Annotated in this window: 18 protein-coding genes and 3 tRNA genes; 11 read left to right on the top strand and 10 right to left on the bottom strand. The window is 39.8% G+C overall.

Annotated features, from left to right (window positions below; genetic code table 11):
* Positions 1-44: 44 nt before the first annotated feature.
* The 4 genes from MOMA_RS00600 to MOMA_RS00615 form a co-directional block, all read right to left on the bottom strand.
* A tRNA-His gene (locus MOMA_RS00600) sits at positions 45-120 on the bottom strand.
* A gap of 21 nt (positions 121-141) precedes the next feature.
* Positions 142-218 (bottom strand) — tRNA-Arg (locus MOMA_RS00605).
* Between the two features lie 95 nt (positions 219-313).
* Positions 314-390, bottom strand: a tRNA-Pro gene (locus tag MOMA_RS00610).
* Between the two features lie 186 nt (positions 391-576).
* Complete coding sequence (locus MOMA_RS00615) at positions 577-1,767, bottom strand: DUF1615 family protein (RefSeq protein ID WP_009501246.1); 1,191 nt, start codon at positions 1,765-1,767, stop codon at positions 577-579.
* A 439-nt stretch (positions 1,768-2,206) separates the two neighbouring features.
* Here MOMA_RS00615 and MOMA_RS00620 point away from each other — a divergent pair, with 439 nt between their 5' ends.
* The 3 genes from MOMA_RS00620 to MOMA_RS00630 all read left to right on the top strand — a co-directional run bounded on the left by MOMA_RS00620 (position 2,207) and on the right by MOMA_RS00630 (position 6,050).
* The gene (locus MOMA_RS00620; protein ID WP_319795816.1) at positions 2,207-4,573 is read left to right on the top strand and encodes a RelA/SpoT family protein; all 2,367 of its coding nucleotides are present in this window, start codon (positions 2,207-2,209) and stop codon (positions 4,571-4,573) included.
* Between the two features lie 52 nt (positions 4,574-4,625).
* A complete protein-coding gene (gene mutM, locus MOMA_RS00625; protein WP_009501248.1) occupies positions 4,626-5,477 on the top strand; it encodes a bifunctional DNA-formamidopyrimidine glycosylase/DNA-(apurinic or apyrimidinic site) lyase in 852 nt (283 codons plus the stop codon).
* 159 nt (positions 5,478-5,636) lie between these two features.
* Entirely contained in the window at positions 5,637-6,050 is a 414-nt protein-coding gene (locus tag MOMA_RS00630; RefSeq protein ID WP_009501249.1) for a hypothetical protein, read from the top strand.
* 147 nt (positions 6,051-6,197) lie between these two features.
* Here the strand turns inward: MOMA_RS00630 and MOMA_RS00635 are convergent, their stop codons facing one another.
* Positions 6,198-6,899, bottom strand: a complete 702-nt coding sequence (locus tag MOMA_RS00635; protein ID WP_009501250.1) for an RluA family pseudouridine synthase — start codon at positions 6,897-6,899, stop codon at positions 6,198-6,200.
* 150 nt (positions 6,900-7,049) lie between these two features.
* Here MOMA_RS00635 and tilS point away from each other — a divergent pair, with 150 nt between their 5' ends.
* From tilS to coaE, 5 genes are all read left to right on the top strand, one after another.
* Positions 7,050-8,327, top strand: coding sequence for a tRNA lysidine(34) synthetase TilS (tilS, locus tag MOMA_RS00640; protein WP_009501251.1), 1,278 nt, complete (start codon positions 7,050-7,052; stop codon positions 8,325-8,327).
* 238 nt (positions 8,328-8,565) lie between these two features.
* Positions 8,566-10,266 carry a type IV-A pilus assembly ATPase PilB gene (gene pilB, locus MOMA_RS00645; protein WP_040624749.1) on the top strand — a complete coding sequence of 567 codons (1,701 nt, stop codon included), beginning with the start codon at positions 8,566-8,568 and terminating at the stop codon, positions 10,264-10,266.
* A 97-nt stretch (positions 10,267-10,363) separates the two neighbouring features.
* Entirely contained in the window at positions 10,364-11,587 is a 1,224-nt protein-coding gene (locus MOMA_RS00650; protein ID WP_009501253.1) for a type II secretion system F family protein, read from the top strand.
* Entirely contained in the window at positions 11,587-12,465 is an 879-nt protein-coding gene (locus MOMA_RS00655) for a prepilin peptidase (protein ID WP_009501254.1), read from the top strand. The genes MOMA_RS00650 and MOMA_RS00655 overlap by 1 nt, the downstream gene beginning before the upstream one ends.
* Positions 12,466-12,477: 12 nt before the next feature.
* Positions 12,478-13,086, top strand: a complete 609-nt coding sequence (gene coaE, locus MOMA_RS00660) for a dephospho-CoA kinase (RefSeq protein WP_009501255.1) — start codon at positions 12,478-12,480, stop codon at positions 13,084-13,086.
* Between the two features lie 119 nt (positions 13,087-13,205).
* On the opposite strand, the gene pnp is transcribed toward coaE, so the two are convergent.
* Positions 13,206-15,314 carry a polyribonucleotide nucleotidyltransferase gene (pnp, locus tag MOMA_RS00665; RefSeq protein ID WP_009501256.1) on the bottom strand — a complete coding sequence of 703 codons (2,109 nt, stop codon included), beginning with the start codon at positions 15,312-15,314 and terminating at the stop codon, positions 13,206-13,208.
* Between the two features lie 207 nt (positions 15,315-15,521).
* Entirely contained in the window at positions 15,522-15,788 is a 267-nt protein-coding gene (gene rpsO, locus MOMA_RS00670; protein ID WP_009501257.1) for a 30S ribosomal protein S15, read from the bottom strand.
* A 559-nt stretch (positions 15,789-16,347) separates the two neighbouring features.
* Between rpsO and MOMA_RS00675 the strand changes: the two genes are divergently transcribed.
* On the top strand, positions 16,348-16,884 hold the full coding sequence (locus tag MOMA_RS00675) for a porin family protein (protein ID WP_009501258.1): 537 nt from the start codon (positions 16,348-16,350) through the stop codon (positions 16,882-16,884).
* Between the two features lie 229 nt (positions 16,885-17,113).
* A complete protein-coding gene (gene metG / locus MOMA_RS00680; RefSeq protein WP_009501259.1) occupies positions 17,114-19,150 on the top strand; it encodes a methionine--tRNA ligase in 2,037 nt (678 codons plus the stop codon).
* A 106-nt stretch (positions 19,151-19,256) separates the two neighbouring features.
* Here the strand turns inward: metG and groL are convergent, their stop codons facing one another.
* Together groL and MOMA_RS00690 are read right to left on the bottom strand one after the other, a co-directional pair.
* Positions 19,257-20,894: a chaperonin GroEL gene (gene groL, locus MOMA_RS00685; protein WP_009501260.1), complete on the bottom strand. Its 1,638-nt coding sequence runs from the start codon at positions 20,892-20,894 to the stop codon at positions 19,257-19,259.
* Positions 20,895-20,962: 68 nt separating this feature from the next.
* Complete coding sequence (locus MOMA_RS00690; protein WP_009501261.1) at positions 20,963-21,250, bottom strand: co-chaperone GroES; 288 nt, start codon at positions 21,248-21,250, stop codon at positions 20,963-20,965.
* 378 nt (positions 21,251-21,628) lie between these two features.
* Here MOMA_RS00690 and MOMA_RS00695 point away from each other — a divergent pair, with 378 nt between their 5' ends.
* On the top strand, positions 21,629-22,264 hold the full coding sequence (locus tag MOMA_RS00695) for a DUF3108 domain-containing protein (protein WP_009501262.1): 636 nt from the start codon (positions 21,629-21,631) through the stop codon (positions 22,262-22,264).
* Between the two features lie 89 nt (positions 22,265-22,353).
* On the opposite strand, the gene MOMA_RS00700 is transcribed toward MOMA_RS00695, so the two are convergent.
* A complete protein-coding gene (locus tag MOMA_RS00700) occupies positions 22,354-23,388 on the bottom strand; it encodes a porin (protein WP_009501263.1) in 1,035 nt (344 codons plus the stop codon).
* Positions 23,389-23,408: the final 20 nt, after the last annotated feature.

The following is a 23,408-nucleotide window of genomic DNA, read 5'->3' on the forward strand; positions in this document are numbered from 1 at the left end:
TTGTAGAATTTTGTAGCGTTGTAGAATATAGGAATTTTAGAATATGGGGTGAGTGACGGGACTTGAACCCGCGACAACTGGAATCACAATCCAGGGCTCTACCAACTGAGCTACACCCACCATAATAGGTTTGACACGCAATGGCGCGCCTGACAGGATTCGAACCTGTGACCACCTGCTTAGAAGGCAGATGCTCTATCCAACTGAGCTACAGGCGCTCTAGTGGTGCAATTTTAGCAAAAAACCAACAATAAAAAAAGCCTTTTTAAGGCTTGTATTTATCTAAGTTAGCCAAAACAGCTGCTTAAATAAATGGTCGGGGCGACAGGATTCGAACCTACGACCCCCTGGTCCCAAACCAGGTGCTCTACCAAGCTGAGCTACGCCCCGAATTTTTTGATGTGTTTAACGCTTAATGTTGTTTTATAACTTTAACGTTTTATAACTTTAACATCTTTTTAACATCATTGCTAAGTGGTGCGTATTTTATAGCAGCCCCATTTGGTTGTCAACTGTTTTTTTTGTTTTTTTATCTTCTCATCACAAACGCTTGCCACAAACAAGCAGTTGGCGGTTTTAGGTGTTTGTTTCAATACGTTTTAGACAGGCTTGATAACGGCGTTTAACATTGTTTGCATACCATTTGGTGTTGTAGTCTTTGCTAAGTTTCACCCCAGAAATCACAACCTCTGGCATCATTTCACCAATCGGATCTTTGCCTGTTTTCATTTTGTATAAACTGCCAATGGTGTGATAAATTTCGGTATCGGCAAATTTTTGTGATTTTTCTTTCGTTAAATCATTGCGAATTTGGCGTGGCGTAAGTTGTAAAAACCCTTGCTCTGCCATAGCCTGCAAGGCTTTTTCGCTTTGGCTTAGTGCGTTGCTAATATTTGCGCCACTTTTGTAAATCAACAAATCACCGTCAAAATCAAGGTTGTGCTGGCTTAACTCGCTAAGCATTTTTTGAAAACCTGCATTGCGACTGGAATACATGCCTGCGTTATAATCTGCAAAACGATACAGCGGATTTTGATAATCGGCTTTATAGTGCATCAAACGGTGAATGCCATAATACAATCCGCCGTATTGACTGTACAAATCTTGACGCAAACTCTGATTATCGCCTTTATCACGCCGATTATCGCGTGCGTAATTGATATGCACCTGCATACTACCAAGCGTGGTAATTGGGTCAAGTTTTTCAACAATATCACTACCAACAAGTTTACTAAACTGTGTAATTGTGCCAGCATAATATTTTTCGCTAAAATATTGAAACATCTGATGATAGATTTTATCCAACTGTTGCTCGGTTTTTACCGCCAAAATTTGTTTTTCAAAACTATTGTCTACACTTGGTTGTTGTTTTAGCATATTTCTAAAAAACAAGGCAAGATTTTTGCCTAATTTTTCATCTAATTTTTCGTTTAAGGCGTTAAGACTGGTTTTACCCAGATTTTTTACAGGCGGATCGGCTTGAAAATTGGACTCTTGGTCAATCACTGCAATCACCGAACAGACATTATTGGCATTGCGTTCAATATCCAGCGTGTTAAAAATTGCCTCAATGTCCGTTGCCCATGCTTGTTTGTCTTGATTGCGATTGGGCATAAATTTGGCAATTTGGGTGGCGGTATAGGTCGGTATAGATGGCTTGGTTTGGATCAGATCTTTGATTTTATCGCAACCTGTCAACAAAAAACACCCCAAAACCAGTGTCAAACAATATTGGCTTTTTTTAACAAAAAATAGTGGTAATTTCATAAAAATAACCTATACTAAAGACATCTTGTTACTGATAAAATTGCTAAAAATTGCAATATAAACCAAATACAACCAACAACGTTTTATTTATCATCACTTAAAGTTGTATTTGCAAAGTTGTATTTGCAACCAAAAAACCGCCTTAACAGAATCAAAAAAATTATATTTGGAAGTCTTGGCACACAACAAAAGCATCTAAGTTGCCTTTACTTAAATAACTTAGGGTTAAAGGATTTAAGGATTAACAGTTAAGGTTAAAATTTGGTTGTTAGGGTTTAATATGGTTTAATTTGTCAAAAAATATTACTATTATACCATGGTCTTAGCAGGTTTTTGTTATTTTTGTTGTGTGTAAAATTTGGAGTAAAAAATGGTAAAAATTCGTGAAAGTTTGCCGTTGTTAGACGGTTTGGATATCCAACATGATGACAGTGCAAGCATGCTTGCAAGCATTACTGCACAGCGCCATTTTAATCATACCGATTTGCCCATTATTTCCGATTCAGCCAGTAAAATCATTGATGAACATACAATAGACACAGATGCATGGTTAAAATCAATGGCAAAAAGAGCCAATCAACCAGCCCTACCAAAACTTAACAAAGCCTGCGAATTGCTAAAAACTCAAGATTTGTCCACGCCCTCAAAACGCTCCAATGCGTTTTTAACCGGTGTTGGCATGGCGGATATTTTGGCATATCTGTATCAAGATGAAGATGCCCTAGTATCGGCAATGTTATACCGAACCGTGCGTAAAGATGTGTTAAGCGAAAAACAAGTGCGTGCTGAATTTGGCAATGAAGTGGCAGATTTGGTACAAGAAACTTTAAAAATGGGGCGTTTGTCAGACTTAATTGAAAATAATAAACGCTTAGAAGATCATTTTAACAACAACCAAAAAGGGCGTTTGGCTGGCATTTATAACATGCTAATTTCAGTTACCAATGATGTGCGTGTGGTGCTCATAAAATTGGCAGAACGTACCTTTGCTATGCGTGAACTATCCTTTGCAACACCCGAACGCCAACAACGCGTCGCCCGCGAGGTGATGACGATTTATGCACCACTCGCCCACCGTTTAGGCATTGCTCAATTAAAATGGGAATTGGAAGATTTATCCTTTCGTTATCTTGCTCCTGATCGCTATAAAGAAATTGCCAAATTGCTAAACGAAAAACGCAGCGAACGTGAAAGCTATATCCAAAATGTCTCCGATCAATTGCAACAAGCCTTGGCAAAAAATGGCATTCAAGGTGAAATTTCAGGACGCGTCAAACACATTTATTCCATTTATCGTAAAATGAAGCTAAAATCATTGTCGTTTGATCAGTTGTATGATATTCGAGCCTTGCGCGTTTTGGTCAATAGCACCGCCGAGTGTTATCATGTCATGGGGCTTGTGCATGGATTGTGGCGACATATTCCTGAACAGTTTGATGATTACATCACCAATCCAAAACCTAATGGTTATCGCTCTTTACACACAGCGGTGATCGCAGAAAACAAATCATTGGAAGTCCAAATTCGCACTTTTGATATGCACTATGAAGCTGAGTTGGGTGTGTGTTCGCATGTCAATTATAAAGAGGGCACAAAAAACAAACCGGACGATTATTTAACCAAAAAAATCAGTTCTTTACGCCAAATTTTGTTAAACCAAGACCATACAAAAGACAGCAACACAAAAGACAATAACTTCAATCCTTCAAGCACCAAAAACGAAACCACAAAAACCCCACAACATTCAGACGATGAAACCAATTTGGATTTTAGTGAGTTTGAACGGATTTATGTGTTTAGTAAAGACGGTGAGATCATTGAATTGCCAAAAGGATCAACCGTGTTGGATTTTGCCTATTATGTGCATACTCAAGTTGGCAACCGTGCTCAAGCCGCTCGCGTTAATCAACGCTATGTACCTCTCACGTATCAGCCAAAAACAGGCGAACAAGTTGAGATTATCACCAAACAATCACGCGAACCTAACCGTGATTGGCTTGTGGCATCGCTTGGTTATATCAATACAGCAAGGGCTCGATCAAAATTACGCCAATGGTTTAACAAACAAGATCGTGATAAAAACATTGAAACAGGCAAACACATTCTAAATAAAGCCTTATCGCGGCTATCGGTTCACCCAAATAGCATTGATTTACATGATTATGTGAAATTTTTTAACGTGCGTAATGCCGATGATATTTTGGTTGGCCTGGTAAATGGCAATGTGGATTTGGCGGATTTAACCACCCAAATTACCCATCATCTTGACCTTGAACCCGATGTGGTAGAAACCGAACTTGTGCCAAGCATTCACCCAAAAGCCACAGGCAAATTGGATGCCTATAAAATCAAAGTGGACGGATTGGATAATATTGACATCAGATTGGCCGGTTGCTGTAGCCCTGTACAAAACGAACCAATCGCAGGATTTATCACCCATTTACACGGTGTAAGCATTCATCATATGAACTGCCCAGAATACGAACGCCTTATCCAAAAAGAACCCGAACGAGCAATTAGTGCCGTATGGTATGGCAATAAAGGCAAATCACAATTGGTACAAATTTACCTTGAAGCCTACGATCGACGCGGATTGTTACGCGATTTAACCTTTATCATAGATCAAGAAAATGCCAACATTCGCCGCGTGGATACCCTAAGTGATGTCGACGATATTGCAAGGCTTAACTTCACGATAGAAGTTACAGGACTTGGACAACTGTCCAAACTATTGGCAAAACTAGAACAACAGCATGGCATTATTTTAGCCAGACGCGTCATTACCAACCCACCAAAAAATACTTAAGCCAGATAACATAAAACCCAGATAACTAAAACCAAGCAGGACAGTATCAACAATGCCAGAGCTACCAGAAGTACAAACCACAGTTACAAGTTTAACACCGTTAATCGGACAAAAAATTACCAATATTTGCATTTTTCAGCCAAAATTACGTTGGCAAATGCCCGATGATTTATCAGATTTATTAAATTTTGAATTAAAATGTGTTGAACGCCGTGCCAAATATTTAATCTTAACGTTTACCGATCAAGTCATTGAGAAAAAATTAATCATTCACTTGGGTATGTCAGGCAGTTTACAGCAACATTCGCATGGTTTTCAAGTTCGTAAACATGATCATTTGCTTCTTGAATTTAGCGACAATAAAGCAACAACTCAATTGCATTATCACGATCCGCGGCGGTTTGGTGCGGTATTGTGGCATGATGAATTTGCCGATAAACTCCTAAATCATTTGGGCGTGGAACCACTTAGTCATGATTTTACCGCCGTTTATCTATACAAAACCATTCACGAACGCAAACAAGCAATGAAGCGACCGATTAAAGCGGTGATTATGGAACAAGCAATTGTCGTCGGTGTAGGCAATATTTATGCAACAGAAAGTTTATTTTTATGTAAAATCCACCCTTTAACCCCTGCCAATTTGTTAAGTTATCAACAATTGTCCGATTTGGTAAGACAGATTCGCAAAATTTTACAAACTGCCATTGAAAAAGGCGGTTCAACCTTAAAAGATTTTAGTGTCGGCGCAGAAAAAGCAGGTTATTTTCAACAAACTTTAAACGTGTATAGCCACAAAGACAAGCCTTGTCCAATTTGCCAAACACCGATTGAAAGCGTAAAAATCGCCCAACGTGCCAGTAATTTTTGTCCAAATTGCCAACCACTGCCAAACATTGTATAAAACTTAGCTCAAAATAAACCACTCAATCTAAAAAATGTTAAAAAATAGATAATTTTACTTGCTAAATTGTGTAAAAATTGTTGTAATGTAGCAATAAATTTTAATTCATTCATTGATGGGTGATTTTTGTCCATTTCACCCAAACTTTAGGAGTTTATCATGAAAGCATTGCGTAAATTGGCGACGGTTGCTGTATTAAGCGTGGCATGCGTTAACCCAAGTTTTGCATCGATTGAAATTGACGAAAGCAACTTTGGCCCAACTTACGGCTCAATGATTGCCGATACGGTTGCTGGCAAACCATTACAATTGGCAACTGTAGCTGGCGGTGTTGTTACATTTGTAGCAAGCCTGCCTTTTACTTTTTTTACAGGTGATGTTGCAGCGTCCAAACGCGTGTTAATTGATGAACCTTTCCAAGCCTTGGATCGTTGCTTAGGTTGCACCCCTGCTCAAGATGCTTACTACAAATCAAAAAAAGCCCACAATAGCAATGAAGTTCGCCTTGTGGTTGACGGTCCTTCAGAAATTTACATCAATACCGATCAAAACGTGGTGGTAACCCAACCTTAATTTAGCAAACTTATTAGCAAATTTACAAACTTATTCGGTAAACTGCCAAACAAAAACTCCGTTAGCCAATCTTTTTTGGCTTAGATTTTTTATTTGGCTTAAATTTGCCAAAAAGATTGAATTTGGTTAAAAATCAGATTGTTAAAATTAAAACGGCACAGTGCTCTGCCAATCCATCCAAATGTCAGAATTTGGATGTTTTAAGCGTAATTTATGGGCGTGCAAACACAACCGTGATGACAATGCCAATGCACGGCCGTTTGCATAAATTGGATCGCCCAGCATAACATGCCCCAAATGTAACATATGCACGCGCAATTGATGACTTCTGCCTGTAATTGGATATAAAGCCACACGCGTGATCGGCAAATCTTGGCGTAATTCATGATGCAAACTTTCAAATTTAGTCAACGCATGTTTATGCCAGTTCATATCAACGATATGACGCGGTTTGGTGCTGGGTTCATAACGCACGGGCACATCTACCTCGCCAGTTTGTGGCAATGTACCAAATACCAAAGCTTGATATTGTTTTTGAGGCAAGCGTTCAATAAACTGCTTAGAAATGTGCGTTTGGGCTTTGGTATTCTTGGCAAAAATAATCAGCCCTGACGTATCCATATCCAAACGGTGAATGAGTTTTAAATTTGGTTCAACTTTTAACAAACGCGATTGCAAACTTACCTTTAATTCACGCCCATCTACACTCAATAGGCCGTGCGGTTTATCCACCACCCAAATATCATCATCTTGATAAACGGTGATTTTTTTGGCAAAATCTTCAAAAAAACTCGGTAAAAGTTTGGTTTCTGCATGGTTTTTTTCTACAATTTTTTCGGCGGTTAACATGAATTTTCCACAGCTCCAATTAATCAGGCATAATTAAACGCTTATTTTAACACAATCACGCCCTTATTTTGTTAAATCGTTTTTTGTTAAATCGTTTTGTTCAAATCATTTTGTTAAAATCGTTAAAACCATACAATTTTAAGTTAAGTCATGCACCCAATTTTACACACCATTTGGCAAAGTTATCATAAACACATTTTGTCTAATTTTTCACCCAACCAGTCAATTTACATCGCTTGCAGTGGTGGCCGCGATTCTATGTGCTTACTGTATGCCTGTCATCTCTTAAAACTGCCCATAAAAGTCATTCACATCAACCACCAGTTACAAGCAGTCAATGACGATTGGCAAACAAAAGTAGAACAATTTTGTCAATTGCACCAAATCCCTTGCCAAACCAAACGCTTAATATGGCAAAATCCCAGCCATGTCAATGAACAAAATGCAAGAGATGCTCGCTATCAGGCTTTTTGCCAATTGACATCGCCCGGTGCGATCATCGCAACTGGCCATCATGCCTACGATCAAGCCGAGACTGTATTGGCAAACTTTTGTCAAGGAACAGGGATAACAGGATTGCTTGGAATGTCAACGTTTAGCACACAACACGCTTTTGCCAAACCGTTACATCTATGGCGACCACTACTGTCAATCAGTCGTGATACGATTAGCGAATTTGTTGCCTTACACCAAATTCCTTATGTGGACGATCCAACCAACCAATACCAACCTTGCCACACCGAAGATTTTGACAATACCAACAATCAACGTGCCTGGCTGCGTCATGAAGTTTTTCCCATATTAAACTTACGCTTTCATAAAGTTAGCCAAAATATTGCTCGCACTTGTCAAAATTTGGCCAAAAGCGAACAAATTTTGCAAGAAATTTACCAACAAGATTTGGCTTTTTGCCAAACAACAAACAGTTGGACCATGCAACAACAATGCTTAAATATTGACAACTTACAAAAACTTAGCCAAGCTCGCATTTTTCAGCTATTGCATTATTGGGTAAAAGCAAAAAAGCCCTTTGCTCCAAATCAACACATCATTGAACAAATTTATCAACTTATTTTGACAAAAAATAGCGAACAACAAACCATCATTGCATGGCAAGGCATTCAAATTCGGCGTTATCAACAAACCCTGTATCGATTAGATGCCAACTATTTGGCGGTTTTAGCCCAAAACCTGCCGTTATTTTGGCACAACTCAAATCACGCCACAGACCCTTATCAGTCCAGAAATATTAATCCGGGTGAATCTTTTCAACGCTTAGGCAAATCCCATCATGAACGGTTTAAAAAAATCTGCCAAGCGTTAAAAATCCCTGCGTGGGAGCGTGGTTTTGCTTCAGTTTTGCAAAAAAATGGACAAGATTTTGCCCTGTGTTTTGCCAATCAATGTGTGTTTTTAACAAATTTTTAATGTTTCTACATAGTAAATTTGGTTATTATTATGTTAAAATAAATAAAACCACTATGCTATCATGAATGTTATCATGATAGATTTTATCGTGATATCTCAAGCATAAAAATTTAGTGGGTTTTGTTAAAATAGCTGTTGTGTTTTTGTAAATTTGCGGTAAACTGTTACGGTAGTTATTTTAGTAAAATAGTTATTTTAGTAAAATTAGTTATTTAGCAAAATTTTAAGTGGAAAGTTTATGTCTGCATTGCCGAATTTTGGCGGTATTGCGTTGCGATTGGTACAAGAAAATATCGTCAGCGAAGCCGCCATGCAAAAAGCGATTACCGAGTCGCAACAAGAAAAGAAAAATCTGATTGCCTATTTGGTAGAATCTAAAGTGGCAAGTGCCGATCGCGTGGCTTTATTAATTGCTCGCGAGTTCGGCGATCCACTCATTGATTTGGACGCTCTCAATCCTGACTACATTCCTAAAAATGCGGTTGAAGAAAAAGTTATCCGCGAATTTAATGTTTTGCCAATTTTACAGCGAGGCAATCGTCTGTTTGTTGCAATGAGTGATCCGACACACATTGATGCACTGGATGCGTTAAAATTTAGCACGCGTCTTATGGTGGAAACGGTTGTTGCAGAACACAACAAAATCAAATCCATGATTGAAAAGATGTTTTCGGCATCAACATTGAGCAATTTTGGTGATTTTGATACAGATTTTGGTGATGATGACAAATCCAGTGATGACAGTGGCGAAACCACGCTTGATGGCACAGAAGACGCCCCTGTGGTAAAATTTGTCAATAGCATGCTGATTAAAGCAATTAGCATGGGTGCATCGGATTTACACTTTGAACCGTATGAAAAAGTGTATCGAGTGCGTTTTCGCGTTGATGGCGTATTACAAAAAATTGCCAATCCGCCGATGCAATTGTCCAGTAAAATTGCCGCCCGCCTTAAAGTTATTTCACAAATGGATATTTCAGAACGCCGCGTCCCACAAGATGGCCGTATCAAACTAAAAATCTCTAAAGAACGTGCAATTGACTTTCGTGTTAACTCATGTCCAACTTTATTTGGTGAAAAACTGGTATTGCGTATTTTAGATCCATCATCGGCCATGCTTGGAATTGATGCACTCGGTTATGAACCTGACCAAAAAAAATTATTTATGGAAGCCCTTGACAAACCACAAGGCATGTTATTAATTACAGGGCCTACAGGTTCTGGTAAAACCGTTTCATTGTATACAGGTTTAAACATTTTAAACACCGTAGAAACCAACATTTCTACCGCCGAGGATCCAGTTGAGATTAACCTTGAGGGGATTAATCAAGTTAACGTCAATAACAAAGTGGGCTTAACGTTTGCCAGTGCGTTAAAAGCCTTCTTACGTCAAGACCCTGATATTGTTATGGTTGGTGAGATTCGTGATCTTGAGACTGCTGAAATTGCAATTAAAGCCGCCCAAACAGGCCACATGGTATTGTCAACCCTGCATACCAACTCTGCACCTGAAACCTTGACGCGTTTGCGTAATATGGGCGTGGCATCGTTTAACATTGCCACCTCGGTAAACTTGGTAATCGCCCAACGTTTGGCACGACGCTTGTGTAAAGTTTGCAAAAAGCCAACAGAAGTTCCGCGTCAAAGTTTGCTTGAAATTGGTTTTACCGAAGAAGATTTGGATAATCCTGAAAATGTGATTTATGAACCCATAGGCTGTTCTGAGTGTCGCGAGGGCTATAAAGGACGTGTTGGTGTATATGAAGTATTAAAAATCACCCCAGAAATTTCACGGATTATTATGGAAGATGGTAACGCCATTCAAATTAAAGATGTTGCTTTAACCCAAGGTTTTCGTGATTTACGCCGTTCAGGGATTATGAAAGTGTTGCAAGGTTTAACCAGTATCCAAGAAATGTACCGCGTAACCAGCGAATAACCAAGCATTTTTATCAATCAACATTTTTATTAACCAGCATTTTTATCAACCAATACAATAAAAAGGTATACAATACCGCCAATCCGAGGATAACAACATGGCAAAAGCCAAAACTGAACAGTTACAGGATTTTATCTACGAAGGTATCAATAAGCGTGGTGAAAAAATAAAAGGCGAGGCAACAAGCCGTAATATTGATTTGGCACGAGCCCAGTTGCGCAAACAAGGCATTCAAGTCAAAAGCATTCGCAAAAAAGCCAAGCCCTTGTTTTCAGCAGGCAAATCCATCAAGGCGATCGATATTGCAATTTTTGTACGTCAGTTGGCTACTATGATGAAAGCAGGTGTGCCACTCACCCAGTCTTTTGAAATCGTAGCGGATGCCCTAGAAAATCCCAACATGAAAGAACTGGTTTTAAAAATTAAAGCAGATATCGAAGGAGGGAGTAATTTTGCCTCGGCATTGCGTAAACATCCACGCTATTTTGATGATTTATTCTGTTCGTTGGTAGAAGCAGGTGAACAATCAGGTGCGTTAGAAACCATGCTTGAGCGGGTCGCCACTTATAAAGAAAAAAGCGAAATGCTCAAAGCTAAAATCAAAAAAGCTATGAAATATCCAATAGCGGTTATTGTCGTTGCTTTTGTTGTAACTGCTATTTTGTTAATTAAGGTTGTGCCTGTATTTGCAGATTTATTCAGTTCATTTGGTGCCGAGTTGCCTGCATTTACCCAATTGGTCGTCAGAATGTCAGAATGGATGAAAACAAATTGGTGGATTTTATTGTTTGTCATTGCCGGTGCAATTATTGGTATTTCTGAAGCAAAAAGACGCAGCAAAGCATTTCGCGACTTTTTAGATCGCTTGGCTCTAAAACTGCCTATTTTTGGCAACATTACCTATCAAGCCATCATTGCCCGTTTTGCTCGCACATTGTCAACCACATTTGCAGCAGGTGTGCCACTCATTGATGCGTTAGATTCTACAGCAGGTGCTACCAACAACGTGGTTTATTATAACGCCACACAACAAATTAAAGAAAACGTTGCCACAGGTCAACAAATGCAATTTGCTATGCGTTCTACCAATTTATTCCCAACTATGGCCATTCAAATGGTGGGCATTGGCGAAGAAGCAGGTAGTTTAGAAGAAATGCTTGATAAAGTTGCAACATATTATGAAAATGAAGTGGATAATGCTGTTGATGGTTTAACAAGTCTTATGGAACCAATGATTATGGCGTTTTTAGGAATCGTCATTGGTGGCTTGGTTGTTGCTATGTACTTACCGATTTTCCAAATGGGTTCTGTGGTGGGTTAATGTCTGTCATTTACGATATCATCAATTTATTACAACAATCAATGCTAATTGCAATGATTGTTGTTGCTATTGTAGGCTTGTGCGTCGGTAGTTTTTTAAACGTGGTTATTCACCGCATACCACTTATGCTTGAACAACAATGGAAAAGCGAATGCCAATATTTATTGCACCCCAATGATAATTTTGAGTCGCCTACGCCCATTACGTTAAGTTTTCCGCCTTCGCGTTGCCCATCTTGCAACCATAAAATCCGTTGGTATGAAAACATTCCTGTTATCAGTTGGCTATTGTTACGCGGTAAATGCAGCAGTTGTAACAATCCCATTGGTCTGCGCTATCCATTGGTAGAAATAATCACCGCCGTTTTATCTGTCCTAGTGATTGCCCAATTTGGCGTCAGTTGGCAAGGTGCAACCGGTCTAATTTTAACGTGGAGCTTGCTTGCGTTAACAGGCATTGACTTTGACACTCAATTATTACCCGATAGAATCACCTTGCCCTTAGCAGGATTTGGTTTGTTTGTCAATGCCTTTGGTGTCTTTACCAGTCCAACTCAAGCAATTTTTGGTTATGTCATTGGTTTTTTATGCCTTTGGATTGTTTACAAGCTCTTTTTACTCTTAACAGGCAAACATGGCATGGGCTACGGTGATTTTAAATTACTGGCCGCTCTTGGTGCGTGGCTTGGTCCAAGTTTATTGCCCTTAATCGTTTTTTTATCAGCAATTATTGGTTCGGTTGTCGGTGTTATTTTGATGAAACGTGCAGGTGAAAGCAAACCGTTCGCTTTCGGTCCTTACATTGCTATGGCGGGTATGGTTGCACTGTTATACGGTAAGCCAATTTTAACGTGGTATTTGGGCGGTATGACAAGTTAAAATGGTGGATTGATGTTGGTCGTTGGTTTAACAGGCGGAATTGGCAGTGGCAAAACCCAAGCAAGCAATTGGTTTGCCAAACAAAATATCCATATTATTGATGTCGATGTTTTAGCCAGGCAAGTGGTTGAAAAAAACAGTCCAGCCTTGCAACAAATTGTGCAGGCTTTTGGTGAATGGGTCATTCAAGCAGATGGCTTGCTAAACCGTAAAGCCTTGCGCGAATATATTTTTACCCACCCAGATGCATTAATCACCTTGCAAAACATCACGCACCCTGCGATTCGTGCGTTGGCAAAACAACAAATCGACCAAGCAACAACCGCTTATTGCATTTTGGTTGCTCCTTTGTTGTTGGAGGGTGGCAAAACAGGGTTAAAACAACTTTGCCAACAAATCTTGGTGATTGATACCGATGAGCACAACCAAATTTTGCGTGCCAGTTTGCGCGATAAGCAAACTACCGAGCAAATCCAAGCCATCATGAACAATCAACTTTCGCGCAAGCAGCGTTTACAACAGGCCGATCATGTGGTAACAAACAATGGTACATTAGAACAATTATACGCAAAACTTATCCCACTGCACCAATATTATCTAACTTTAGCCAAACAGTTTTAATCAAAACTCAAATTTTTCAGTATTTTAGTCCAATTGGCTGTACAAAATCAACTGTACAAAACCTTAAACACGAAAAACCCCAAACGCTACATTTGGGGTTTTTATCAATCTTAAAACCATTATTCAGCGGTCTGTTGCTGATCGATGCCTCTCATGGTTAATTTGATGCGTCCACGATTGTCAATGTCTTGCACCAACACATTTACGATTTGGCCTTCTTTTAACACATCTGTTACATTTTCCACGCGTGTTTCGGTAATTTGTGAGATATGCACCAATCCGTCGGTATTTGGCAACAAGTTCACAAACGCACCAAATTCTGCCAATCGCACCACTTTACCTGTATAAACTTTACCAACTTCCACTTCGGCAGTTATGGCTTCAATTTTGGCAATTGCTGCTTTGGTCGATGCTTTGTTTTCACCAAAAATACGGATTGTACCACTGTCATCAATATCAATCACTGCACCTGTTTCTTCGGTTAATTGGCGAATGGTCGCACCGCCTTTACCGATTACGTCGCGGATTTTGTCAGGATCAATGTCAATCACCGCATAATTAGGAGCATGGGCGTTAATTTCTTTTCGACTGGTTGCAATAACCTCGTTCATGGCGTTTAAAATATGAATACGCCCAGCGTGAGCTTGGTGCAAGGCTTTTTCCATGATATCAGGGGTAATGCCTTCGATTTTGATGTCCATTTGTAGTGCAGTAACACCATTTGCCGATCCTGCCACTTTAAAATCCATATCGCCCAAATGATCTTCATCGCCCAAAATGTCTGACAACACTGCAAAACGTTCGCCTTCTTTTACCAATCCCATCGCAATGCCTGCAACCGGGGCTTTTAAAGGCACGCCTGCATCCATCAGAGCAAGGCTTGCTCCACAAACCGATGCCATAGAAGATGAACCATTTGATTCAGTAATATCCGACACCACACGAATCACATATGGAAAACGATCAGTTTCTGGCAACATAGCTTGTACGCCACGGCGAGCCAAACGACCATGACCAATTTCACGGCGTTTTGGCCCACTATCACGACCTGTTTCACCAACCGAGTAGCTTGGAAAATTGTAATGAAGCATAAAATGATCTTGTTTTGTGCCTGCCAAGCTGTCTACCAAATTCACATCGCGAGTATTGCCAAGCGTTGTGGTAACAAGTGCTTGAGTTTCGCCACGCGTAAATAACGCCGAACCATGCGTATAAGGCAACACACCCACAGCAATATCCAACGCACGCACTGTTTGTAAATCACGCCCATCAATACGCGGTTTACCTGACAAAATATTATCACGCACAGTACGGTATTTTAACGTTTCGTACAACTCTTTGATTTTAGTAACTTTTTCATCATAATCATCAGATGTCTCATCGCCTGCCAACGCCTGTAATGCCATATTTTTAATTTCATCAAGGCGAGCATAACGATCTTGTTTTACACTAATCGTATAGGCTTGTGAAATTGCCTCACTAAATTGATTTTGTAAAGCGGTTTGTAATTCAATATCCACCACAGGAGCAACAAACTGTGCTTTCGAATTCCCCACCGCTTGGGCAAATTCATTAATCGCATCAATCACGATTTGTTGTTGCTGATGCCCGTACAAAACCGCTCCTAACATTTGGTCTTCTGACAATTCTTTGGCTTCCGACTCAACCATTAATACAGCGGATTTTGTTCCTGCAACCACCAAATCCAAATCGCTATTTTTAAGCTCTTCTAAATTTGGATTTAATATATATTCACCATTGACAAAACCAACACGTGCCGCTCCAATAGGGCCACGAAACGGCGCAGGTGAAATTGCCAATGCTGCCGATGTACCTATCATAGCTGCAATATCTGCATCTTGTTTTTTGTCGGAAGAAATCACGGTTGCTGTTACTTGAATTTCGTTGTAATACCCTTCAGGAAATAACGGACGAATCGGACGATCAATCAAACGCGATGTCAAGGTTTCAAGCTCACTTGGACGCCCCTCACGCTTGCCATAACCACCCGGAATTTTGCCTGCAGCATACATTTTTTCTTGATAATTCACCGTCAATGGAAAAAAGTTCTGCTCTGGGTGCGCTTCTTCTTTCACCACAACAGCGACCAATACAGACACACCGCCCATATGCACGATGACTGTATTAGCCTGACGACCGATGCGACCTGTTTCTAAAGTAACTTGTTGATTGCCATATTGAAATTCTTTGGTTGTGATATTAAACATACGTTTCCTTAAGATAAAAAAAGACTAAAAACGGATAAACTGTGCCAGCCCCTAATATTAAACTTATTTTTTATTTTTACCCTTTAATGTCGGTAAAATTTTAATGTTAATATTGTAGCGTTTTTTGGTAAAAATCGCTATAAAAAACGCAAAAACGGCTACCAATTCAAGTAACCGTTTTTTATGCACACGCAATAAACACCCAAATTAACGACGCAAGCCAAGCTCATTAATCAATTTTGAGTAACGCTCAACATCTTTACGCTTTAAGTAGTCAAGCAAGCTGCGACGTGAGTTTACCATACGGATAAGACCGCGACGGCTGTGATGATCAGCTTTGTGTTCTTTAAAGTGTGATTGCAAATCATTAATGCGAGCCGTTAACAACGCAACTTGCACTTCTGGAGAGCCTGTGTCATTTTCAGATTGTTTGAATTTTGCGATGATTTCGGCACGTTGTTCATTAGTTAGCATAGCTATTCCTTGAATGTGAGAAGCCAAATTTATTCTTAAACAATTTATTCTTAAACTTAGCAAGCATAAAAACCCAGCAAGTATAAAAACTTAGAAAGCATAAATTTGTGTTAAAAAAATAAGGTCGCCCCACGCCTCTCAGTAGCACGCCTTTTTATTTAGTCGGCCATATTTTAGCACAATTTTATTAAAAAAACAGAGTTTTGCTTAAAATTTTTTGTCAAATTTGGTAAAATCTTTCACAGCGAAAAAAATCTTTCACAGCAAAAGAAGTAAAGTAAAAGAAAGTTGATTAATTTTGCCCCAAGCGTAACAAAAAATTGCAAAATGCCAAAATTGTAACCATTCAAAAAAATTTATTTGCAAAAGTTAACGCATTTACCGTCAAACAATGACAAACTTTTTTAATTTTTTTGCTACTATACACATAAAGCGGTGGGTAAACAAAAGAACAAGCCTTTTGCGTTACTTTTATTCACAAATTGATATCGCAAAAACAGTTAAACAAAAACCGTTAAAATTGGGTTATCAATTTTTTTAGGAAAATCGGAGAAAAACGATGAAAACTTTACAAAAAACATTATTAGCACTTTCAGCAACTGCTTTTTTAGCCACAGGTGCAAATGCAATTGATTTTGGTGCAGGGCAACCATACGTTGGGGTTAAAGCAGGTCAAGCAAATACCAGTGTAAAAGGTGCGAAAAAACCAACCGTTTATGGTGTGTATGGCGGTTATCAGTTTGATCCAAACGTTGGTGTAGAAGCAGAGTACATGGGCGGTGATGCTGATTACACAACAACAGTCAACAATGCAAGTGTAAAAGGCAAGGTTGATACCAAAACTTACGGCGTGTATGGTACTTATAAGTACAACTTTGGTGAAGCACCTGTTTATGCAAAAGGCAAAGTTGGTATTGCTAAAACAAAGGTTGAAGCAACAGCCACAGGAGCTAAAGTTAAAAAAGATGGTGCAAAATTAGGTTACGGTGTTGGTGTTGGTTTTCAAGCCACGCCTGCAATTGCTGTAGAAGCTGAATATGCAAAACCTGGAAGCGGTGCAACACTGTTAACCGTGGGTGCTAACTTCAAATTCTAATACCAAATTCTAATACCAAATTCTAATACCAAATTCTAATATTTGATACAATTATTTGACACAACCCTTTAACAAAAAACACAAAAAGCGACTCTAATTTTTAGGGTCGTTTTTTGTTGTGGCAAATATTAGCAAAAAAAATGATTTTCGGTTATCATACCGCTTAACTTTTATTGTTTATTTATATTGTTTATTTTTTTAAATTTTTTGACTTAAATAAGGTGATTTTGTGAGAAAAATTTTAGTAACTTCAGCCCTCCCCTATGCCAATGGCCCGATTCACTTAGGGCATTTGGTAGAATATATCCAAACCGACATTTGGGTGCGAGCCATGAAAGCCCTTGGACATGATGTCAAATATGTCTGTGCCGATGATGCCCACGGTACGGCGATCATGTTGAAAGCCAAAGACAACAATGTTACCCCAGAAGAACAAATTGCCGCCGTCAAAGCATCGCATGAAAAAGACTTTGCCAGCTTCTTAATCAATTTTGACAATTATTACTCAACGCACAGCCCTGAAAATGAACAACTTTCCCAAGAAATTTATAACAAATTAAACCAACGTGGCTACATTTTTACCAAAAACGTAGCACAACTGTTTGATACGGAAAAAGGGTTATTTTTGGCGGATCGTTTTGTCAAAGGTGAATGTCCAAAATGCACTGCAAAAGACCAATACGGTGATAACTGCGAAGTGTGCAGTGGCACTTACAACGCTACCGAACTTAAAAATCCCTATTCAACCCTAAGCAATGCCACGCCAATTGTTAAAGAATCCAAACATTACTTTTTTGATTTGCCCCAGTTTGGCGAATTTTTGCAAGACTTCACCAAAAAACCAGGACGTTTACAAACTTCCATTGCCAATAAACTAAACGAATGGTTTGAGTCGGGTTTAAAACCTTGGGATATCAGTCGCGATGCACCTTATTTTGGTTTTAAAATTCCAAACACCGATGAGTCTGATAAATATTTTTATGTATGGCTTGATGCCCCTGTTGGCTATATGGCAAGTTTTAAAAATCTCTGTCAACGCGAAGGGCTTGATTTTAATGAGTATTTTAACAAAGACAGCACAACAGAATTGTATCATTTTATTGGCAAAGACATTGTGTATTTTCACGCTCTATTTTGGCCAGCCATGCTTCATGGTACAGATTATCGCACACCAAGCGTCATCAATGCCCACGGATTTTTGACCGTCAATGGTGAAAAAATGAGTAAGTCGCGTGGCACATTTATCAAAGCCGAAACCTATATCAATCACTTAAATCCTGAATATTTGCGTTATTATTTTGCCAGTAAATTATCCAACACTGTAGAGGATATTAACCTTGATTTAGACGATTTTATGCAAAAAGTTAATTCAGATTTGGTAGGTAAAGTCGTCAATATTGCCAGCCGCTGCGCAGGGTTTATACATAAAAACAACGGCGGAAAACTGGCCGGTGAGTTGATTGAAAAACAGCTGATAGCAGAGATTATCAACGCAGGTGATGAAATAGCAGAGGCTTATGAAAATCGTGAATTTAGTCGTGCTATGCGCCTGATTATGACCTGTGCTGACAAGGCAAATGCGTATATTGATGACAAAAAACCGTGGGCGTTAAACAAAATCAGTGGCAAACAAAACGAAGTTGTTGATGTGTGTACGGTTGCACTGAATATTTTTCGCCAATTGGTGGTGTATTTGGCGCCAGTTTTGCCAGAACTTGCCCAAAAAGCCCAAGTGTTTTTAAACATTGATGATTTAACTTTTGACAGTCGGCATAACGTGCTAACCGATCATACCATCAATGCGTTTAGCCCACTGATGAGCCGTGTGGAGCAAGACAAAATTAACTCAATGGTTAATGATTCAAAAGACAGCCTAGCGGATAAAACCAACAAAAAAGACAAAACCACACAACAAGCAAACAGCACCAAAAACACAAGCGAATTTATCAGTATTGATGATTTTGCCAAAGTAACCATGAAAGTTGCCAAAGTCTTGGCTTGCAACACTGTAGAGGGCGCTGATAAACTGCTTCAATTCACGCTCGATGTGGGTGAAGACAAACCGCGCAATGTGTTTAGTGGCATTGCTAAATTTTATAAGCCTACAGATCTGACAGGAAAAACCGTGATTTGTGTAACCAACCTTGCACCGCGCAAAATGAAATTTGGTGTATCTGAAGGCATGATTTTATCCGCAGAACAAGACGGACAATTAACCGTAGTATTATTGCCAGATAGCATGCCAGTTGGGGCGGTTTTGGCATAAACCGTAAAAGATCAAACAACATCAAACCACACAAAAAACTTCCGCCATGCAAACAACATGACGGAAGTTTTAATTTTTTTAACTTGCTAATAATTTGGTAGGCAAATTACATCATACCGCCCATGCCACCCATACCGCCCATGCCACCGGCCATCGGTGCATCATCTTTTGTCGGTAAATCGGTAATCATAGCTTCGGTAGTTAGCATTAAACCTGCAACACTGGCAGCATGCTCCAATGCTGAACGCGTTACTTTGGCAGGGTCAAGAATACCCATTTCAAGCATATCACCGTATTCACCTGTAGCAGCATTGTAGCCATAGTTGCCTTTGCCATCTTTTACTGCATTGATCACAACCGATGCTTCATCGCCTGCATTGGTAACAATTTGGCGTAGCGGAGCTTCAATCGCACGACGTAGGATATTGATACCTGCGTTTTGATCGTCATTGTCGCCTTTAACATCGTCAAGTGCTGACAACGCACGTACCAATGCCACACCACCACCAGCAACAACACCTTCTTCCACTGCAGCACGCGTGGCATGTAACGCATCATCTACGCGATCTTTTTTCTCTTTCATTTCGGTTTCAGTTGCCGCTCCGACTTTGATAACTGCAACACCGCCTGCCAATTTTGCAATACGTTCTTGTAGTTTTTCTTTGTCATAGTCAGAAGTTGACTCTTCAACTTGGCGACGGATAGATGCCACACGATCTTCAATGTCAAATTTTTGCCCTGCACCATCTACAATCACCGTGTTTTCTTTACCAACGGTAACTTTTTTGGCCGTACCCAAAACCGACAAATCAGCGGTTTCTAAACTCATGCCAACTTCTTCTGAAACAACCGTTGCCCCTGTCAAAATCGCAATGTCTTGCAACATGGCTTTACGGCGATCACCAAAACCTGGTGCTTTTACTGCACAAACTTTTAAGCCACCGCGCATATTGTTTACAACCAAAGTTGCCAATGCTTCATTTTCTACATCTTCGGCAATGATAAGCAGTGGTTTACTGGTTTTCATGACGTTTTCTAGCAGTGGAATAAGCTCGCGAATGTTGCTGATTTTTTTATCCACCAACAAAATCATCGGATTTTCAAGTTCGGCGGTTAAAGTATCGGCTTTATTGGCAAAATAAGGGCTGATATAACCACGATCAAACTGCATGCCCTCTACAACTTCAAGCGTATCTTCAAAACCTGAACCTTCTTCAACCGTGATAACGCCCTCTTGCCCCACTTTTTCCATCGCTTGAGCAATTAAATCACCAATGGTTTGATCTGAGTTGGCTGAAATTGAACCAACTTGGGCGATGGCTTTGCTGTCATTGGCCGGAGTTGAAATGGCTTGGATTTGTTTGACAACTGCACGCACGCCTTTGTCAATACCGCGTTTTAGATCCATTGGATTCATGCCTGCGGTTACCGATTTCATACCCTCGGTTAAAATTGCTTGTGCCAAAACGGTTGCTGTGGTTGTACCATCACCTGCAACATCGTTGGTTTTGCTTGCCACTTCGCGCACCAATTGTGCACCCATATTTTCAAATTTATCTTCCAGTTCAATTTCTTTTGCGACAGATACGCCGTCTTTGGTAATGGTTGGTGCACCAAATGATTTGTCAATCACCACATTGCGTCCCTTTGGCCCTAGGGTTACTTTAACCGCATTTGCCAATACATTCACACCATCAATCATTTTAGAACGTGCATCAACGCCAAATTTTACATCTTTTGCCATAAGAATGTCTCCAATTTTTTCAATTTTACCTGTTTAATTAACTGCTTATTTATTAGCTACTTAACCGCTTAGGCCTCTAATACTCCAAGCACATCGCTTTCTTTCATCATCAGCAATTCTTCACCGTCAACTTTAACGGTTTGTCCTGCATATTGACCAAACAATACTTTATCACCAACTTTTACATCTAACGCACGAATCCCATTTTCGGTAATCTGACCGTTGCCCACAGCGATAACCTCGCCTTGTTGAGGTTTTTCTTGGGCATTACCTGCAAGCAGTAAGCCTCCTGCAGTTTTTTGCTCTTCATCAGAACGACGGACGACAATGCGATCGTGTAACGGACGGATTTTCATTGTAATTACTCCATAAATTCAAAAAATTAACCGAAATAAAACTTAGGTTGTACAAAAAACTTAGGTTGTACAAATTTGACAGACCGCCAAACACGGTTGCCACATAAGGCAATCCAAATTCAACGCTTTATCAAATTACTTGCTAAAAATGGGGATAAGTGGTAATTTGTTCAAGTTTATTTTGCAAAAAAAGCCAAATTTTTGTGATTTTTTACAAAATATTTTCATACAAGACTCTTAATCACAAACAACTTTAATACACAAACAACTTTAATAAAAGGCACAACCATGAAATTTCAACCCACGGTTTTTAACACAGTTTTTTTTAACACAGTTTTTTTTAACACAGTTTTTAGCATAGCTTTTAGCACCATTTTTATGACCTCTTCTGCCATGGGGGCAATTTCGCCGTTTTTGGCCAATTATAATGTTAACATCGAAGACAAATACCAAGGCCTGGCAACACGCACACTCAAACAAGACGGTGATCACTGGATCTACAGTGTCAACGCGACCGTAGGCAAACTGGCATCAGCCAATCTATCCGCAACATTTAGCGACACCAACGGAGCCATCATGCCAAAAACAAGCAGCAAACAATACAAAATCTTAGGGCTAAAACGCAGCGAAATGCTTACCTTTGACCCAAGCAACAAACAATACACCAGTAGTTATAAGGACAAAAACCGCACCATCAGCATGCCCACCATTGCCTACGATGATTTAAGCCTGGAGGTACAAATCCGCGAAGATTTAAAAGCCAACAAATTCCGCGGCCAATACAGAACCGCCGGACGCAACAAAGCCGAAATGGCAACATTCACCAAATCCGAAAATAGCAAAATCAACGTCCCTGCAGGCAGTTTTGAGGTGATCCGTATTGATAGGGTGCATGATGACAAACAGCGCCAAACCAGTTTTTGGCTCGCCCCAAAATTAGACTATTTACCCATCAAGGTGATCCAAAACAACGATGGCAAAAAAATAGAAATGCACTTAACCAAAATCAACTAATCCAGACATTTTAACCAACAAAAAACCCACACCAAAAGATGTGGGTTTTTAAACCAAACTTAGTAGCTTGGTAACTTAGTAACATCAGATTAGAATTTATACTCTAAACCTGCACCAACGCCAAGACCAGTTGATTCTGCTTTAGTAGTGATTACATCACCAGCACCATTTGTACGTTTATCACTGACTTTTGTTGTATTACCTTTAGAGTAACCTGCATAAACATGTCCTGTGGTTGCTTTGTTAAATTCGTACATACCACCAACTACAGCACGTTTGCCCTCGTTATTTTTTACACCACCAACATTTTTCGCCATGTCTAACTGAGCGTATGCTTTCCAAGGTGTTTCGGTAGCAAACTCTGCACTAACAGTAAGTGCATTTTCCTTGTTTTGGGTGTTGTAATCACTCAATTGGTACAAGCCACCTACAGTGATGTTTGGACTTGCATCATAAGAACCGCTAACACGTGCAGCTTTTACAGCACGAGTTTTGACATAGCTGGCACCTGCTTTAAAAGGCTGACCTTTTGGCTCGTATTTTGCCGCAACACCCCAATCTTTTTGAACTGTACCATACATAGCAAGAACGCTTAAACCACTGTAGTTTGGTGATACATAGGCAAATGCATCATTAACACGTGGGGCATCAAATGAAGCACCAACGCCATCAAACGGACCCTTTGCAACATTGGCGTAATCCACCATGCCATCAATTGCCGTTAAACGACCTGCCATGACTGTACCGTATTGTTTGTTTGCCAAACCTAGGTAAGTGTCGCGCGATTCAAAATTACGACCGCCAGCAGAGTCAGCTTCCAAACGGTATTCTAATTTATACACCACATCGGTATTGTCAGTTAAGGCTTCTGAACCTTTAAAACCGATGCGTGAAGCTCGTGAATTTAATGAAGGTGTACGAGCAGCTTTGGTTTTAGCTGTAGTAACTTTTACGGTAGGTTTGGCGTTATTAGTAGCAGTATAAGTTTCAGTTGTGGTTGTTGTTTTGGTTTCGCCAATAACATCAGAGTCAACGGTTAAAAACACCTTACCATATACTTGTGGTGCAGCTTGTGCAGATACTGATAGAGCAGCTACAGCTGTCGCTAAAAGTAATTTTTTCATGGGAATTCTCCACTTTAACA

Origin of the sequence: Moraxella macacae 0408225 (genome assembly GCF_000320365.1) — a bacterium.
In the GTDB taxonomy this organism is placed as follows: domain Bacteria; phylum Pseudomonadota; class Gammaproteobacteria; order Pseudomonadales; family Moraxellaceae; genus Faucicola; species Faucicola macacae.